Source organism: Larsenimonas suaedae (assembly GCF_023712105.1).
GTDB lineage: Bacteria > Pseudomonadota > Gammaproteobacteria > Pseudomonadales > Halomonadaceae > Larsenimonas > Larsenimonas suaedae.
In genome coordinates this window covers 103857-120108 of sequence record NZ_JAMLJI010000004.1, presented here as the reverse complement: position 1 = coordinate 120108, position 16252 = coordinate 103857, and the positions used below count along the sequence as shown (strand labels likewise).

General features: G+C 63.0%; 16 protein-coding genes. 14 read left to right on the top strand and 2 right to left on the bottom strand.

The genetic code is table 11. From position 1 onward, the window contains the following. The first annotated feature begins 54 nt into the window (after positions 1-54). The 5 genes from NAT49_RS12250 to NAT49_RS12230 all read left to right on the top strand — a co-directional run bounded on the left by NAT49_RS12250 (position 55) and on the right by NAT49_RS12230 (position 4942). On the top strand, positions 55-282 hold the full coding sequence (locus NAT49_RS12250; protein WP_251595249.1) for a DUF3820 family protein: 228 nt from the start codon (positions 55-57) through the stop codon (positions 280-282). Between the two features lie 104 nt (positions 283-386). Then, a complete protein-coding gene (locus tag NAT49_RS12245) occupies positions 387-881 on the top strand; it encodes a methylated-DNA--[protein]-cysteine S-methyltransferase (RefSeq protein WP_251594609.1) in 495 nt (164 codons plus the stop codon). Positions 882-995: 114 nt separating this feature from the next. Further along, positions 996-1685, top strand: coding sequence for an SDR family NAD(P)-dependent oxidoreductase (locus tag NAT49_RS12240; RefSeq protein ID WP_251594607.1), 690 nt, complete (start codon positions 996-998; stop codon positions 1683-1685). A 186-nt stretch (positions 1686-1871) separates the two neighbouring features. Continuing rightward, the gene (locus tag NAT49_RS12235) at positions 1872-3338 is read left to right on the top strand and encodes a Na+/H+ antiporter NhaC family protein (RefSeq protein WP_251594605.1); all 1467 of its coding nucleotides are present in this window, start codon (positions 1872-1874) and stop codon (positions 3336-3338) included. Between the two features lie 68 nt (positions 3339-3406). Continuing rightward, the gene (locus NAT49_RS12230; RefSeq protein WP_251594603.1) at positions 3407-4942 is read left to right on the top strand and encodes a cryptochrome/photolyase family protein; all 1536 of its coding nucleotides are present in this window, start codon (positions 3407-3409) and stop codon (positions 4940-4942) included. Between the two features lie 11 nt (positions 4943-4953). Here the strand turns inward: NAT49_RS12230 and NAT49_RS12225 are convergent, their stop codons facing one another. Together NAT49_RS12225 and NAT49_RS12220 are read right to left on the bottom strand one after the other, a co-directional pair. Then, positions 4954-5253 (bottom strand): ArsR/SmtB family transcription factor, encoded by a 300-nt coding sequence (locus NAT49_RS12225; protein WP_251594601.1) that lies wholly within the window; start codon positions 5251-5253, stop codon positions 4954-4956. Positions 5254-5333: 80 nt separating this feature from the next. After that, complete coding sequence (locus NAT49_RS12220; protein WP_251594599.1) at positions 5334-6464, bottom strand: NADH:flavin oxidoreductase; 1131 nt, start codon at positions 6462-6464, stop codon at positions 5334-5336. A 253-nt stretch (positions 6465-6717) separates the two neighbouring features. Here NAT49_RS12220 and NAT49_RS12215 point away from each other — a divergent pair, with 253 nt between their 5' ends. The 9 genes from NAT49_RS12215 to NAT49_RS12175 all read left to right on the top strand — a co-directional run bounded on the left by NAT49_RS12215 (position 6718) and on the right by NAT49_RS12175 (position 16154). After that, entirely contained in the window at positions 6718-7473 is a 756-nt protein-coding gene (locus NAT49_RS12215) for a GntR family transcriptional regulator (RefSeq protein WP_251594597.1), read from the top strand. After that, positions 7470-8681 carry a D-mannonate dehydratase ManD gene (gene manD, locus NAT49_RS12210; protein ID WP_251594595.1) on the top strand — a complete coding sequence of 404 codons (1212 nt, stop codon included), beginning with the start codon at positions 7470-7472 and terminating at the stop codon, positions 8679-8681. Before NAT49_RS12215 ends, manD begins: the two co-directional genes overlap by 4 nt. 58 nt (positions 8682-8739) lie before the next feature. Beyond that, positions 8740-9771, top strand: a complete 1032-nt coding sequence (locus NAT49_RS12205; RefSeq protein ID WP_251594593.1) for a Zn-dependent oxidoreductase — start codon at positions 8740-8742, stop codon at positions 9769-9771. 154 nt (positions 9772-9925) lie between these two features. Continuing rightward, positions 9926-10891 carry a TRAP transporter substrate-binding protein gene (locus NAT49_RS12200; RefSeq protein WP_251594591.1) on the top strand — a complete coding sequence of 322 codons (966 nt, stop codon included), beginning with the start codon at positions 9926-9928 and terminating at the stop codon, positions 10889-10891. 63 nt (positions 10892-10954) lie between these two features. Continuing rightward, complete coding sequence (locus tag NAT49_RS12195) at positions 10955-11518, top strand: TRAP transporter small permease (protein WP_251594589.1); 564 nt, start codon at positions 10955-10957, stop codon at positions 11516-11518. Further along, positions 11518-12798, top strand: a complete 1281-nt coding sequence (locus NAT49_RS12190) for a TRAP transporter large permease (RefSeq protein ID WP_251594586.1) — start codon at positions 11518-11520, stop codon at positions 12796-12798. The genes NAT49_RS12195 and NAT49_RS12190 overlap by 1 nt, the downstream gene beginning before the upstream one ends. A gap of 1 nt (position 12799) precedes the next feature. Next, on the top strand, positions 12800-14287 hold the full coding sequence (locus NAT49_RS12185) for a mannitol dehydrogenase family protein (protein WP_251594584.1): 1488 nt from the start codon (positions 12800-12802) through the stop codon (positions 14285-14287). Continuing rightward, a complete protein-coding gene (gene uxuA / locus NAT49_RS12180) occupies positions 14284-15441 on the top strand; it encodes a mannonate dehydratase (RefSeq protein ID WP_251594581.1) in 1158 nt (385 codons plus the stop codon). Before NAT49_RS12185 ends, uxuA begins: the two co-directional genes overlap by 4 nt. Positions 15442-15524: 83 nt before the next feature. Continuing rightward, entirely contained in the window at positions 15525-16154 is a 630-nt protein-coding gene (locus NAT49_RS12175; RefSeq protein ID WP_251594579.1) for a GNAT family N-acetyltransferase, read from the top strand. Positions 16155-16252 lie beyond the last annotated feature (98 nt).

Genomic DNA, 16252 nt, shown 5'->3' with positions numbered 1-16252 from the left:
CGGGGTGACCTCTCGACTCCGGCGCAACGAGTCTAAAAAGTGACTGTACGCACCATGAACCCTGACGATCTAACCAAGCTGGTCCAGTGGAAGATGCCGTTTGGCAAGTACGAAGGCCGGCTGCTGGCCGACCTGCCCGGCCACTACCTGAACTGGTTCGCCCGCGAGGGCTTCCCGAACGGCGAACTCGGCCGGCTGCTGGCGCTCATGCACGAGATCGACCACAACGGCCTCTCGCCCTTGCTTGAACCGCTTCGCGGCGGTGCCCACCGCGTTCGCTGAGTGCCTCGAGTGTCAGACAATGCGCTCGAGGCCCCGACAAAAGCCGCATGGGACACCGGTGAGCGGGTGCTACGCTGATAGCACCCCGTTATTCGGAGACGGCCATGAGCACCGCCCAACTGACCCTGATCGACACCCCCATCGGCGCCATTTCCCTGACCGCCAACCACCGTGCCCTCACCCACATCCGCTTTCTTGGCGACACCCCGCAAGACCCCACCACCCTCGAGGACGAACACCATCCGGTGCTGGATCTGGCGGCCAGAGAGCTTGCGGCCTACCTCGGCGGGCAATACCACGATTTCACGGTGCCGCTCGAGCCTCAGGGCACGCCCTTTCAACAGCTCGTCTGGCAGGCACTCAAGGCCATCCCATGGGGCGAGACCCGAAGCTATGGCGAAATTGCACAGGCCATCGGTCAACCGACAGCGGCACGCGCCGTCGGCATGGCCAACCATAAAAATCCCCTGCCGATCGTGATTCCCTGCCATCGCGTCATTGGCGCCGATGGCAAGCTTACCGGCTACAACGGCGGCATGACGATCAAGGAGCAGCTCCTTGCACTCGAACAGGCCCAGTACAGCATGGCGCTGATCTAGACCTGCCACCAAAGTGTCTATTGCCTATGGCAGCTCCGGCCCCAAGCCTCTAGAGTGAGGCGCACGTCGGCCACCGCCGAGCCTCACGTATCGAGACCGTTTCAAGGAGACCGCATGGACACTCGCGTTGCCCTCATTTCCGGTGCCAATCGTGGCATCGGCGCCGCCATTGCCGAATACCTCTACCACCAGGGCTGGCAGCTCTCGCTCGGCATGCGCACGCCTAAGCGCCCGAAATGGGACGACGAAGGCCGTTGCCACCTGTTCGCCTACGACGCGACAAAAGGTCAGGAACAGGCCTGGGTCGAGGAGGCGCTCGCCCGGTTCGGCCGCATCGACGCGCTGATTCCGTCCGCCGGCATCATGACGCCCAAAAATGTCATCGAGGCCTGCGATGACGACCTCGACGCCATGATGGAAGTCAACGTCAAGGCGCCGCGCCGGCTGGCCCAGGCCGCCTGGGAACCCTTGAAGGCCCACGGCTGTGGCCGGGTGATTCTTTTGGCCTCGCTGTCCGGGCTTCGCGTGAAATCGGCAGGCGCCGGGCTTTACGCCATGACCAAGCACGCAACGGTTGCGCTTACGCATTCACTGCGCCAGCTCGGCTGGGACGATGGTATCCGCGCAACCGCCGTCTGCCCCGGCATGGTCAACACCGACATGACCCAGAACGCCGACATGCCAAACGCCGAGAAGATCGATCCCAACGCCATCGCCGCCTCGGTCGTTCTGCTTCTGAACCTGCCCAACAATTCGAGCGTGGCCGAGTTCAACATCAACTGCACGCTGGAACCCTGCTACTGAGTCTGCACACCCGTGGAGGCCTTCACCCCGGCTCAATGATTGGGCCGCACGCGCTCTGCTGGTAGACTTGCCGGCCCGAATCGGACGGGCCGGCTGACCCGAGCCGCCCCGAGCGCGCGCCATGCACGGCGCGTGCTCACTCATGACCCCTCGTTCACATCGACACGCCGCGTGCAGGAACCCACCATGTCATCATCGCCAGTCACCGAGGCCGCCCAGGGCGAAACTCGATCCCCAACGCTTACCTTCCGTTTGGGCGTCTGGGGCGCCGCCATCCCTTTGCTCTTTTTCGTCGTATGGGCCATCACGATCAGCGTGCTGGGCTTTGCCACCGAAATCGGCCTGATCATGGGCGCGCTGTTCGGTCTCACACTTGGTCTCTTTTTTTGCAAGAGCCGATGGCACGCCTACGCCGAGGGCCTGTTCAGCGGTCTGACACAACCGATCGGGGTGGTCGCGCTCATCGCCTGGTTCTATGCGGGCATGTTCGCGCAGGTGCTGCAAACCGGCGGGCTGGTCGAGGGCCTGATCTGGCTCGGCAGCATTTCAAACACCACAGGCGGGCTGTTCGTGGGGCTGGCGTTTTTGTTGGCGGCGGTGTTTTCAAGCGCGGTGGGCACCGGCTACGGCACCGTCGTGGCCTTTTGCACGTTCCTGTACCCGGCCGGCATCGCGGTCGGCGGTGACCCGGTGATGCTGTTTGCAGCGATTCTGTCCGGCGCCATCTTCGGCGATAACCTCGCACCGGTATCTGATACCACCATCGTCTCCGCCACCACTCAGGACGCCGACGTACCCGGCGTGGTGAGAAGCCGATTCAAGTACTCGATCATGGCGGGCATTCCCACGCTCATTCTTCTGGTGCTGTTTGGCGGCAGCGACGCCGAGCTTTCAGGCCCGGAAGCACTGGCAGCGATGCAGGCCAACACCGACCCCCAGGGCCTGATCATGCTGGCGCCCTTCGCGCTGGTCCTGGTTTTGGCCCTTCGTGGTCAGCACCTTCTGACCTCGCTGACCTGGGGCATTCTGACCGGCTGCGCCCTGATGATCGCGACCGGCCTTGCCGCGCCTTCCGAGCTGCTCGGCGTCGACGCCAACGGCGACATGACCGGCGCCCTGGTGCGCGGCGTGAAGGGCTATCTGAACATGGCGGTGCTGATTCTACTGATCGTCGGTGCGGCGCACCTGATGACGCTCGGTGGCACGATGGAGCGCATCACCGAGCTTCTGATGCGCTGGATCAAGAACTCGGTACGCCGGGCGGAGCTTGCGATCTGGGGGCTGGTTGCAGCGCTGAACAGCGCCATCACCATCAATACCGCCGCCGAAATCGCCGCCGCGCCGTTCGTGCGCGAGCTGGGCACGCGCTATCGCATCCACCGCTACCGCCGCGCCAACATGCTCGACGCCGTCACATCGGCGCTTGGCTACATTTTCCCGTGGGGCGCACCGGTACTTCTGGGCTGGGCAACGATCAGCTCGATGCAGGCCACCTACGATTGGCTGCCGATCGTGTCACCGACCTCGGTGTTCCCGTTCGTGTTCCAGGGCTGGCTGCTGCTTGCCATCATGCTGTTCGCCGCGATCACCGGCTGGGGCCGCACGTTTGAGGACAAGGACGGCAACGTCATGACCAAGCGCCCAACCGACTAAACGCAAGGCGCCGCCCCGGCGGCGCCATTTCCGGCTACCCTTGTCGCATACCCCGGACAGGATATGCCATGGCCTCTCTCGTAGTTCTTCTGGGCGATCAGCTCAGCAACCGTCTGCCCGCCTTTGATGATTTCGAGCCGGACACCGACCGAGTCCTGATGGCGGAGGTCGAGCAGGAAGCGCGCTACGTCCCGCACCATCCCCAGAAGATCCTGCTGATCTTCGCGGCCATGCGCGCCTTTGCAGCGCGGCTCGAGCAGCAGGGCAAATCAGTGATCTATCGAAAGATCGACAGCGCCGTCGAGGCCGACTCGCTCGAGGACGTCGTGCGCCATGAGCTTGCGCGCAAGCACTACGACCGGGTCATTCTGACCCACTGCGGCGAGCACCGGCTGCATCGGACGATGCGGCGCTGGCAGAGCGAACTGCCGGTGGAAGACGTCGAGATTCGCGCCGACACCCGCTTCATCGCCCCACTTTCCTTTTTCAAGACGTGGAGCGAGGGGCGCAAGGCGTGGCGGATGGAGTATTTCTACCGCGAGATGCGTAAGCGCACCGGGCTTTTGATGAACTCGGACGGCTCGCCGACCGGCGGGCAGTGGAACTTCGACGCCGATAACCGACGCGCCTACGACGGCAAGCCCCCCCTGCCCGAGCACCCTCGATTCGAGATGAGCGAGGCGACCAGAACGCTTGCCCGCCAGATCGATGCACGTTTCGGCGATCACTTCGGCGCCCTCGACGATTTCAACTGGCCGACCACCCATGACGAGGCCGAACGCCTGCTCGAGACCTTCATCGACGACGCCCTGCCCGGCTTCGGTGACTTCCAGGACGCCCTCACCGACGGCCAGCCCTTTCTGTTTCACGCGCTCATTTCCTCATCGTTGAATCTTGGCCTGCTCGACCCGCTGGACGTCTGCCAGCGCGCCGAACGGGCCTATAAGGAGGGCGCGGCGCCGCTCAACGCCGTCGAAGGCTTCATCCGTCAGATTCTCGGCTGGCGGGAATACGTGCGTGGGCTCTACTGGCAGCTGATGCCGGACTACGCCGAGCGCAACCATCTGAACGCCCGCAAGGCACTGCCCTGGAGTTACTGGGGTGGCCACACCGACATGCACTGCATTCGGGAAGTCGTGGGCGGCATCGAGCGCTACGGCTACGCCCATCACATTCAACGACTGATGGTGACCGGCAACTTCGCCCTGCTGCTTGGGGTTAATCCGCGTGAGGTGTGCGAGTGGTACCTGGCCGTGTTCGTGGATGCGTTCGAGTGGGTCGAGCTGCCCAATACGCTCGGGATGGCACTGCACGCCGACGGCGGCGTGATGGGTTCAAAGCCCTACGCCGCCAGCGGGCGCTACATCGACCGCCAGGGCGATTACTGCGCGCACTGCACGTACAACGTCAAAACCACAAGCGAGGACGACAGCTGTCCGTTCAACAGCCTCTATTGGGCGTTTCTTGACCGCAACCGCGACCGGTTCGAGGGGAATCACCGCATGAAAATGATGTACCGCAACTGGGACCGCCAGAACGAGGGCAAGCGCAAGGCGACACTTGCCCGCGCCCGCTGGGTCAGAGACAACGTCGACACGCTCTAGCGCGCCAGGCCCTAAAGACGCTCGGCCATGGCGTCGAGAAACGCCTGGGCGGTGTCGCGCTCATAGCGGTAGTAGGTCCACTGGCCGACGCGTTGGGAAGAGACCAGCCCGGCGCGGGAGAGCGTGGAAAGATAGAGCGAGATGGTCGGCTGAGACAGACCGGTCTTCTCGCGAATGTGGCTGACGCAAATGCCGCCCTCGGGCGCGGTGTCCTTTTGGGGCGGAAAGTGGCGCTCGGGCGCCTTGAGCCAGCTCAGTATGTCCAGGCGCACGGGGTTGGCCAGCGCGCTTATCACCGTATTGATGTCCATGATCACGACCCCAGAATGAAGGCCGGCCCAGTATACGCACTCCGGGCCGGGCTGCCGAGGCTACCCGACCCGACCTTAGTTCAGCGCACCAGTTCGTCGAGCGCGGCGCGGTCGAAATCGATCAGCTCATCCAGACGCTCATCACGCACCTTGCCCGCCCAATCGGGGTCGGACAACAGCGCCCGCCCTACCGCGATCATGTCGAACTCTTCCCGCGCGCGCTGATCGGCGAGCTGCCTGACGTCCACCCGGCTCTTGGAGGTCGGGTCCTCCTCACGGGTGAAGTGCCCGGTGCGGAAGGTCTTGTCGAGGCCGATGCTTCCGACCGCGATCACCGGTTTACCGGTCAGTTCCTGCGTCCACTGGGCAAGGGTCAGCTCGCTTCCGGCAAAGCCCGGCTCCCACATGCGGCGCGTGCTTGCGTGAAACATGTCGACGCCGTCGTCGGCAAGCGGTCGCAACAGCGCACCGAGCGCTTCCGGAGTCTCGGCGATGCGAGCGTGGTAGTCCGCAAGCTTCCACTGGGAAAACCGGAAGATGATCGGGAAGTCCGGCCCAACCACATTGCGCACCGCCTGAACGATCATGCGTGGAAACCGCAGTCGATTTTCGACGCTTCCGCCGTAGGCGTCGGTGCGCTGGTTACTTTCTGCCCACAGAAACTGATCGATCAGGTACCCGTGAGCACCGTGCAGCTCGAGGGCATCGAAGCCCAGGCGCTTGGCCTCGAACGCGGCCCGGGCGAACGAGGCCACCACGTCCTGAATGTCGTCTTCGGTCATCGCGCGCACGACCTCAACGCCGTCTTCGACGACCGCCATCGGCCCGAACCCCGGGACGTCGGCGTCCGGCTCGGTGCCTGGTCGGCGCTCGCGCCCCACGTGCCAGAGCTGCGGCGCGATCATGCCGCCGGCGGCGTGTACCCGCTCGACCACGTCCTTCCAGCCCTCGAGGCCCGCACCGTGAAAGGCGGGCACGTTCGGGTAGCCGTTGGCGCCAGGGTGGTCGATGTAGGTGCCTTCAGTGATGATGAGGCCCACGCCGCCGCGGGCACGGCGTTCGTAATACTCGGCCACATCTGCGCCCGGCACGCCACCAGGCGACATGTTGCGCGTCATCGGCGCCATGGCGATGCGATTGGGGAACGTGGTGCCGTTGACCGTCAACGGCTCGAACAGCGGCGCGGACAGGGAGGTGTGGGTATCCGTCATGGGTGGATCCTTTATATATAGAGATATATAAATATATTAACCCCAGAGGCCGCGCCTGTATACCCCTGCCGTTCTGGACCATGCGGCTCGTCCGCTCGCTGCCTTCGATGAATCGTTACTTCGGCGTGATCGTTATACCTAGTGTGATCGTTATACCTGGTGTGATCGTTACACTTTGGTCGATTGCCCTAAAGGGGAATGTGCGCCACCTAATCCAACTACCATACTAGTAAGCATTGAAAAGGACACCACCATGCCGACGTCTCTGCGCACACTCTGGAACGACATCACCGAAGGCTCGGTTCGCCAGCGCCTGATCACGGTACTGCGCGACGCGATCATTCACATGACGCTCGAGCCGGGCCAGGCCCTCTCTGAAAAGGAAATTGCGGACACCTTCGATGTCAGCCGCCAACCCGTGCGCGAGGCGTTCATTCGCCTGTCCGAGGCCGGGCTGGTCGAGGTGCGCCCGCAGCGCGGCACCTTTGTGGTGCCCATATCAGAAGCTGCCGTGCTCGAAGCCCAGTTCATCCGCGAGGCCATCGAAGTGGCGGTCGTGCGCGCCTGCGCCGAGCATGGCCTGAGCGAGGCGATGGCCCGTGAGCTCGATGACCTGCTGGTGCGTCAGCGCAGATGCCAGACCACCGGCGACAGCGAGCGTTTCTATGCCCTCGATGAGGCGTTTCATCACACGCTCGCGCGCGCTGCCGGTCACAACATGGCCTGGCGCATCACCCAGGACGCCAAGGCTCAGCTCGACCGAGTGCGTTATCTGAGCATGCCGAACACTACCCCGCTCGACATTCTGATCGATCAGCACACGGCGATCATCGAGGCCATCACTACCGCAGACATCGTCGGTGCCGAGCGCATGATGCGCGCGCACATGCGCGAAATTCTGAAATCGCTGCCGAACGTCAAGGCGCACTATCCGGCGCTGTTTGACGATGAAGCCCAAAAGACCTTCGCCACTGCAGGCGCGGGACACGACCAGGAGAACGTCGGATGAAGATCACCGAAGCCTATACCATCGTCAGCTCGCCCGGGCGTAACTTCGTCACGCTCAAGATCAAGACCGACAGCGGGCTGTACGGCATCGGTGATGCCACCTTGAACGGGCGCGAAAAGGCCGTGGTGGCCTACCTCGACGAACACGTCCTGCCCGCCCTGATCGGCCGCGACGCTCACCAGATCGAAGACATCTGGCACTACCTCTATCGTGGTGCCTACTGGCGTCGCGGTCCGGTCACCATGTCGGCGATCTCGGCCGTCGATCTGGCGCTTTGGGACATCAAGGCCAAGGCCGCCAACATGCCGCTGTATCAACTGCTCGGCGGCAAGAGCCGCGAGCGGGTGATGACCTACGCCCACTGCACCGGGCAGGACATCGAGACCTGCCTCGAGGAAGTGCAAAAGCACGTCGACCTCGGCTACAAGGCCGTGCGCGTTCAGGCCGGCGTGCCCGGCATCAAGACCATCTATGGCGTGGCCAAGACCCCCGGTGAGCGCTACGAGCCGGCCGACGCCGCGATCCCGGCCGAGCACTCCTGGAGCACCGAGAAATACCTCAACCACGCGCCGAAGCTGTTCAAGGCGGTGCGCGAGCGCTTCGGCGATGAGCTTCACGTGCTGCACGACGTGCACCACCGGCTCACTCCGATCGAGGCGGCGCGCCTTGGCAAGGCGGTCGAACCCTATCACCTGTTCTGGCTGGAGGACTGTGTTCCGGCAGAAAATCAGGAAAGCATGAAGCTGATCCGCCAGCACACCACCACGCCGCTGGCGATCGGGGAAGTCTTCAACTCGATCCACGACTACCGCGAGATGATCGAAAACCAGTGGATCGACTACATCCGAACACCGCTCAGTCACGGCGGCGGCATTACCGGCCTGCGGCGGCTGGCCGACTTTGCCGGGCTCTATCACATTCGCACCGGCTTCCATGGCCCAACCGACCTGTCGCCTGTCTGCCTTGGCGCAGCGGTTCACTTTGACACCTGGGTGCCCAACTTCGGCATTCAGGAACACATGGCCCATGACCCTTTGACCGACGAGGTCTTCCCGCACGACTACCGCTTCGAAAACGGCCACTTCATTGCGGGCGAAGCGCCCGGTCACGGCGTCGACATCGATGAGGACGCCGCCGCCCGTTACCCCTACAAGCCCGCGAGCCTACCGGTCAATCGGCTTGAAGACGGCACGCTCTGGCACTGGTAACGCCTGCAACCACGGATGCAATCACGGCGCCAAGACGGCGCCGGATGAGGAGACGGCAATGAAGGTTTTTGAAGTACGCGCCCCCCATGAGGCAAGCCTTATCGAGCGCGAGCGCCCGGCCCCGGCGGCAGGCGAGGTCGAGATCAAGGTCGCGTTCGTGGGGATCTGCGGCTCGGACATGCACATCCTGCACGGCGATAACGCGTTCGTGCGCTACCCGCGTGTGATCGGTCACGAATTCTCAGGAACCGTTGCAACAGTCGGCGACGGCGTGACCGGCTGGACGGAAGGTGAACGGGTCTGCGTCGACCCGGTCATCAGCTGCGGCACGTGCTATCCGTGTCGCATCAATCGCCCGAACGTCTGTCGAGCCCTGAACGTGATCGGCGTTCACCGCGATGGCGGCTTCGAGCAGTACGTCCGCGTGCCGGCCGCCAACCTCTATCACGTGCCGGAGTCGATCCCGCTCGATCAGGCTGCGCTGGTCGAGCCCTACTCGATTGCCTCCAACGTCCTGTCGAACATGGGCGTTCATGCAGGCGACAGCCTGTTGATTGTCGGCGCCGGCGTCATCGGCATGACGGTATTGCAGGTGGCGCGTGCGCTTGGCATTGAACGCATCACGGTCGCCGACATCCTCGATGACCGGCTCGACGCCGCGATTGAGCTGGGCGCCACCCACACCATCAATAGCGCCCGGGACGACCTCGAAGCCCGAGTCGATGCGCTTACCGACGGCGAGGGCATGAACCTGATCGTCGACGCCGCCTGCCACCCTGCGCTTTTACCGCAAATGGTTCGGATGGCGTCCGCCGCCGGGCGCCTGGGGCTTCTCGGCTTCAGCAGTGCCGCGAGCGAGCTGGTGCAGCTCGAGGTGATCAAGAAGGAACTGACGCTTGTGGGCTCGCGGCTCAATAGCCGGCAGTTCCCTACCGTGATCGAGCTTCTGGAGACGGGCCGACTCGATGCCTCGCGCCTGATCAGCCATCGCATGCCGTTTGAGGCCATGCCGGAGGCGCTGTCGCTGATCGAGCAGCACCCGGAACAGACCCGCAAGGTTCTGATCGAGATCGACACGACACTTGAGTGACCGATTTTCCCTGCAAGGCTCGGCGCACAGCGCCCAATAAAATGAGGCCGGCCATGACCGGCCCGACAACAACCCGTGAGACGGCAGTATCTGCCGATGACACAACAGCCATGACGCCCACGCGTCATGAACAAAGAACCTCGGGAGAGAGACCATGTTGAAACGCCTGCTTGCTACCACATTGCTTGGTGCCGCCGTACTGAGCGCCTCGGCCCACGCCGCCGATTACACGCTGAAGTTCGGCCACCTGGCCAACAAGGACAACATCTGGAACAAGGCCGCCGAGCACTTCAAGAAGGAAGTCGAGGAAAACTCCAACGGCCGCATCGACGTTCAGATCTTCCCCAACGATCAGCTTGGCGGTGAGATGGAGGTCATCAACAGCATCCAGCTCGGCACCGCCGACATGACCATCACTGGTGAGAGCCTTCAGAACTGGGCGCCGCTGGCCGCGCTGATGGCCGTGCCGTACGCCTTCAAGAGTGAAGAGCAGCTGGAACAGGCCGTTGACGGCGACATCGGCAAGAAGATCACCGATCAGATCGAACAGCGCACCGGCCTGGTGCCGATCGCCTGGTTCGAACGCGGCCCGCGTGAGCTGACCTCCAACCGGCCGATCAAAACGCCCGACGACCTCGATGGCCTGCGTCTGCGTGTTCCGAACGTGCCGCTGTTCGTGAAGACCTGGCAGGCACTCGGTGCCAAGCCGACACCAATGGCGTTCGGTGAAGTGTTTACCTCGCTTCAGCAAAACACCATCGACGGTCAGGAAAACCCGCTGTCGTTGATCGAAAGTGCCAGCTTCAACGAAGTTCAGCAGTACGTGAACATGACCAACCATGTCCGCAGCTGGATCTATGTCGTGATCGGCAAGCGCAAGCTCGAATCGATGCCTGAAGACCTTCAGCAGGTCGTGCTCAAGGCAGGCCGTGACATGCAGTCGTATGAGGCCACGCTGTTCGAGAAGGATCAGGCGCGCCTCAAGAGCGCACTTGAAGAGAAAGGCATGACGTTCGTCGATGCCGATGAAGCGGCGTTTGCCGAGAAGGCGCGTCCGGCGGTCGAAAAGGCGCTCAACGACGAGCAGCTCGAGCTCTACAAGGCCATTCAGAACCTGTAACGCCTTCAGAACCTGTAATGCCTTCGCCCCGGCATCCGCCGGGGCGCGTGCAAGGAGCGTCCCATGTCCGATTCGACCGACGTTGCAGCGCTCGATGCGCTGCCCGCCTACGCCGCGATTCCGCCGATGGGCGGACCGGTCGGCGCACTTATCCGAGGGCTTGATCGCCTGTTCGCCACCCTGGCTGTGCTGGGGCTTCTGGCGATTGCCGCCGTGGTTATCCTTCAGATCGTGGCCCGTGTGGCCCTGCCATCGTCTCCGGTCTGGACCGAAGAGCTGTCGCGGTATCTGTTCATTCACATGATCGCGGTCTCGAGCGGTCTGGTGCTGCGTCAGCACCGCCATGTCGGTGTCGAGCTGTTTCAACACACGCTCGGGTTTCGCGCCCAGATGGCGCTGCGCGGTGTGACTTCACTGGTGCTCGCGGTGTTTTCCGCCGTCGTCCTGCCCTATGCCTGGACGTATGCGCAGATCGGGGCGTTTCAGACCTCCCCCACCCTCGGTATTCCGATGATCTATATCTTTTCGGCCACGGCCATTCTGTTCGGCCTGAGCGCGGTCTATGGCGCGCTGGGCGTTATCGAAGCCGGGGTCGCGTTCGTGCGTGGCAGCAAGGAGCACACCTGATGGAAATCCTGATGCTGTTCGGACTGTTTCTGGTCCTGATGCTGATCGGCATTCCGATTGCCTTTTCCCTGGGCATCGCCTCATTGAGCTATCTGATGATGGAAGGCATTCCGCTGACCATCATTCCCCAGCGCCTCTATGGCGGGCTGGATTCGTTCGTGCTGCTGTGCATTCCAGGCTTCGTGCTCGCCGGTAACCTGATGAACGTCGGCAACATCACCGACCACATCGTGCGGTTCTCGAACGCACTGGTCGGTCATATCCGCGGCGGGCTCGGCCTTGCCAACGTGGGCGGCTCGATGATCTTCGGCGGCATTTCAGGCACCGCCGCGGCCGATGCCGCGAGCATCGGTTCGGTGATGATTCCGGGCATGCACAAGGCCGGCTACGACAAGCCCTTTGCGGCAGCCGTTACCGCGGCCTCCTCGACCATTGGCCCGATCATTCCGCCAAGCGTGCCGATGATCATCGCAGGCTCGCTCTCGGGCGTGTCGGTCGGCCGCATGTTCCTGGCCGGCGCCATTCCGGGGCTGCTTCTGGGCGTGGCGATGATGATCACGGTTTATATCCTGGCGGTGAAGCGCAATTACCCGAAACAGAAGCGGGCAAGCGTCAAGGAGATCATCAAGGAAGGCCGCAGCGCGTTCTGGGCGCTTCTGATGACCTTCATCATCCTCTACGGCATCATCGGCGGGTTGTTCACGCCAACCGAAGCCTCGATCGTTGCAAGCCTTTACGCCTTCGTGATTGGCCTGTTCGTCTACAAGGGGCTCAACTGGTCGAACCTGCCGAAACTGCTGGTCGATACCGTGCTGACGTCAGCCTCGCTGATGATTCTGGTCGGCATGGCCAACCTGTTCGGCTGGATTCTGACCAGCCAGCAAGTGCCGCAGATGGTGGCGGAACACATCCTCTCGTTCAGTGATAACCCGCTGGTCGTGATTTTGATCATCAACCTGATTCTGCTCGCGGTGGGCACCTTCATGGAGACCATCGCCGCCCTGATCATCCTGTTCCCTGCGCTTCTGGGCGTAGCGACCGGCGTCGGCATGGACCCGGTGCATTTCGGGCTGATGGCGGTATTGAACCTGATGATCGGTCTGTCCACCCCGCCGCTCGGCGTGTGCCTGTTCATCGTCTCGGGCATCGGCAAGCTTCCGATGCTGTCAGTGGCCCGGGCCATCGTGCCGTTTCTGATCTGCAATCTCACGGTGCTGTTGCTGGTCGCCTACATTCCGGCGCTGTCGCTTTGGCTGCCTAACCTCTTGATGGGAAAATGACATGACTCTGACGTCCATTTCGAGCCTCTACCCCACGCCCCGGGCCGGCATTGTCCATCTCGGGCTGGGCGCTTTCCACAGGGCGCATCAGGCGGTCTACCTGGAGCGCCTGATGGCTCGCCACGGCGGCGGCGACTGGGGCATCATCAGCGCCAACATCCGCTCCAACAAGGCGTTGGTCGATCAGCTCACCAACTGCGGCCATCGTTATCACGTTGCTGAATTCGAACGGCGTGAGCGGGGCGTCTCCCGCGAGGTTCGCTCAATCGTCGAGGCGCTGTACGCAGGCCCCGATGGCACGGACCGGGCCCGCCTGTTCGAGGCCATGAGCGACCCCGCCATTCGTATCGTGACCCTCACGATCACCGAAAAGGGCTACTACCTCGACCCGGCCACGGGCGATCTAATGGAGCAGGCCGAGCCGGTCGCCCACGACATCGCTCACCCCGACGACCCGCATACGGCCCTCGGCATGCTCGTGCACGCACTCGGCCGTCGACACCGCGCGGGCGAGGCGCCGTTCACGGTGGTCAGCTGCGACAACATGCCAGGCAACGGTGAGCGCACACGCAAGGCCGTCGTGCAGCTGGCCCGTCATCTCGACGGTGCACTGGCCGACTGGATCGAGGCCCAGGTCGCCTTTCCCAGCAGCATGGTCGACCGCATCGTCCCGGCGATGACCGGAGAGGACCATCAGCGGCTGATGAGCCTTGGCATCGAGGACCCGGCCGCCGTGGTCTGTGAAGCCTTCAGCCAATGGGTGATCGAGGATCGTTTTCCGGGCGGGCGCCCCGACTGGGAACATGAAGGCGTGCAAATGGTCGACGACGTCGCCCCGTTCGAAACCATGAAACTACGTCTTCTCAACGGCAGTCATTCGCTCTTGGCGTATCTGGGCGGGCTTGCAGGCATCGACACCGTCGCCAACGCGGTCGCGCAGCCGGCGTTCAGGGCGCTGCTGTCGCAGTACATGCGTCATGAGGCTGCCCCGACGCTGACCCTGCCCGAAGGCGTCGACCTCGAGCGCTACATCACCGCACTTCTTGACCGCTTTGCCAACGACAGCCTCGAGCATCGTCTGCTTCAGATCGCGATGGACGGCTCACAGAAGCTGCCACAGCGCTGGCTCTCCGGCATGGTGACGCAGCTTCAGGCCAAAACGCCGACGCCAGCAACGCTTCTGGGCATCGCCGGCTGGATCCAGTTCACCGCAGGCCAGAACGAGCAGGGCCAGCCGCACCGCCTCGATGACCCGATGGCCGAGACTCTGACAGAGCTTCACGAGCACCACGAGGACGAGGAAGACGCGCTGGTGCGCGCAATGCTGAACACGCGCTCGATCTTCCCGGCCGCGCTTGCCGGCAACGAACAGATTATCCAGCAGCTCGTTCGCCTTCTGGTCGCACTGCGCACGCGGGGCGTCACCGAGACGATCACGCAGACGCTGGAGGCCGAATCGGCCCGCGCCGTCGAGGAGGGTGCATCATGAAGGCCACCTGGCGCTGGTTTGGACCAAGTGATCCGATCACGCTCAATGACATTCGACAGACCGGCGCGACCGGCATCGTGACCGCCCTTCACGAAGTGCCCACCGGTGAAGTGTGGACCGAGGCCGCGATACAAGGGCGCAAGGCGCTTATCGAACGCGCAGGCCTTGACTGGTCAGTGGTTGAAAGCGTGCCGGTCAGCGAGGCGATCAAGCAGGGCCTGCCCGAGCGGGACACACACATCGCGCATTACTGCGAGACCCTTGCCAATCTGGGGGCACAGGGCATCGATACGGTGTGCTACAACTTCATGCCGGTGCTGGACTGGACCCGAACCGAGCTGGCCTGGCCGCTGCCCAGCGGCGCGACCGCCCTTCGCTTCGACGCGATCGCCTGCGCGGCCTTCGATCTCTTCCTGCTAAAACGTCCCGGCGCCGATCAGGACTACGCCCCTGACACCGTGGCGCGGGCTAAAGCCCATGTGGATAACCTGACTCACGCGCAACAGAATGCGCTTATCCACACCCTGATTGCAGGGCTCCCCGGCGCGGAAGAACACTACACGCTGAGTCAGTTCCGATCCGCCATCGCGGCGTACGACGGCATCGATCACGCACGGCTGCGCGACAACCTTGCCTACTTTCTGCGCGCGGTTGTGCCCGCCGCCGAAGCGGCGGGCGTACGTCTTGCCATTCACCCGGATGACCCGCCCTATCCGCTGTTCGGGCTGCCTCGCATTGTGTCTACCGCTGATGACGTCGCCTGGCTTCTCGACGCCGCCCCCAGCCCAAACAACGGCATTACACTCTGCACCGGCTCCTACGGCGTGCGCGCCGACAATAACCTGGTGGCCATGGCGGCCCGCTTTGGGCCGAACATTCACTTTGCCCACCTGCGCTCGACCCGCCGCGAACGCGACGGCCGCTCGTTTCATGAAGCCGACCACTTGGACGGCGATGTCGACATGACCGGCGTCATCCAGGCGCTTCTTACCGAGGAGCGGCGCCGCAACGCCTCGATTCCGATGCGACCGGATCACGGCCATCACATGCTCGACGACCTAAACCGCTCGATGCGCCCCGGGTATCCGCTGATCGGCCGACTCAAGGGTCTGGCCGCGCTTCAGGGGATCGAGGCCGCGCTCAAAGCGAACTGAGGTGATCCCACGTAGCGGCGTGGCGTAAAGTGTCGATACGATCTCGTCGATCGTATCGACACCTTTTAGAACAGGTCATCGCCTTGAACATCCATTACCGACCCGCCACCACAGACGACTTCAAAGCCATTGTCGAGCTGTTTCTGGACACCATGAATCTGAGCCTTTTCACCTCCGTCACGGACCGAGAGGCGCTTCGCCACATGGCCATACTCTTTCTGGCCAAGGACCTGCATAACGCGAACCACATCGACATCGCCGAGTGCGAGGGTGAGCTCTGCGGTGTGCTGATGGGTACGACGCGAAAGGCGGTGAAAAAGGCGCTGCACTTCGACCCCGACCCATGGCTTGAAGCCGCCGATGCGGCCTTGTCACGCACGCCCGAGGGCCAAAACGTGCTGGACGATCTGGAACAAAGTCTCGAGGCGCTGCCGCCAAAATCAAGAGCCGTTTCGGACTGCGACAGCGAGCTGGTCTTTTTCAGCACTCGACCGCGCTATCGCCGCCGCCGGGTGGGCTCGACCCTTATTCGCCAGTTCGAGACGTTCCTGCACGCCCGCGGCGCGTGCAAGTACTACCTCTACTCCGACAGTCTATGCACCTATCAATTCTACGACGCCAACGGCTTCGAGCGCGTCGAACGGGTGCAAAACACGTTCAATCCCGACATCGAGAACTATACCTACGTTAAATCGGTGCCGGAGAACGCGTGAGTGACTGATGCCCGATGGCTCAGAAGCCAAAACCGGAAACCGCTTGAACCCACACACCGAAAGGCAGCAACGAGCATAGAATTCTTAAGGCTTTCTTA

Excerpts from the sequence above, each read along its gene's own strand:
- NAT49_RS12185 (WP_251594584.1), top strand. The coding sequence starts at position 12,800 with ATGACTCTGACGTCCATTTCGAGCCTCTACCCCACGCCCCGGGCCGGC.
- NAT49_RS12245 (WP_251594609.1), top strand. The coding sequence starts at position 387 with ATGAGCACCGCCCAACTGACCCTGATCGACACCCCCATCGGCGCCATT.
- NAT49_RS12205 (WP_251594593.1), top strand. The coding sequence starts at position 8,740 with ATGAAGGTTTTTGAAGTACGCGCCCCCCATGAGGCAAGCCTTATCGAG.
- NAT49_RS12235 (WP_251594605.1), top strand. The coding sequence starts at position 1,872 with ATGTCATCATCGCCAGTCACCGAGGCCGCCCAGGGCGAAACTCGATCC.
- NAT49_RS12200 (WP_251594591.1), top strand. The coding sequence starts at position 9,926 with ATGTTGAAACGCCTGCTTGCTACCACATTGCTTGGTGCCGCCGTACTG.
- NAT49_RS12240 (WP_251594607.1), top strand. The coding sequence starts at position 996 with ATGGACACTCGCGTTGCCCTCATTTCCGGTGCCAATCGTGGCATCGGC.
- manD (WP_251594595.1), top strand. The coding sequence starts at position 7,470 with ATGAAGATCACCGAAGCCTATACCATCGTCAGCTCGCCCGGGCGTAAC.
- NAT49_RS12190 (WP_251594586.1), top strand. The coding sequence starts at position 11,518 with ATGGAAATCCTGATGCTGTTCGGACTGTTTCTGGTCCTGATGCTGATC.
- NAT49_RS12220 (WP_251594599.1), bottom strand. The coding sequence starts at position 6,464 with ATGACGGATACCCACACCTCCCTGTCCGCGCCGCTGTTCGAGCCGTTG.
- uxuA (WP_251594581.1), top strand. The coding sequence starts at position 14,284 with ATGAAGGCCACCTGGCGCTGGTTTGGACCAAGTGATCCGATCACGCTC.
- NAT49_RS12195 (WP_251594589.1), top strand. The coding sequence starts at position 10,955 with ATGTCCGATTCGACCGACGTTGCAGCGCTCGATGCGCTGCCCGCCTAC.
- NAT49_RS12230 (WP_251594603.1), top strand. The coding sequence starts at position 3,407 with ATGGCCTCTCTCGTAGTTCTTCTGGGCGATCAGCTCAGCAACCGTCTG.
- NAT49_RS12225 (WP_251594601.1), bottom strand. The coding sequence starts at position 5,253 with ATGGACATCAATACGGTGATAAGCGCGCTGGCCAACCCCGTGCGCCTG.
- NAT49_RS12250 (WP_251595249.1), top strand. The coding sequence starts at position 55 with ATGAACCCTGACGATCTAACCAAGCTGGTCCAGTGGAAGATGCCGTTT.
- NAT49_RS12215 (WP_251594597.1), top strand. The coding sequence starts at position 6,718 with ATGCCGACGTCTCTGCGCACACTCTGGAACGACATCACCGAAGGCTCG.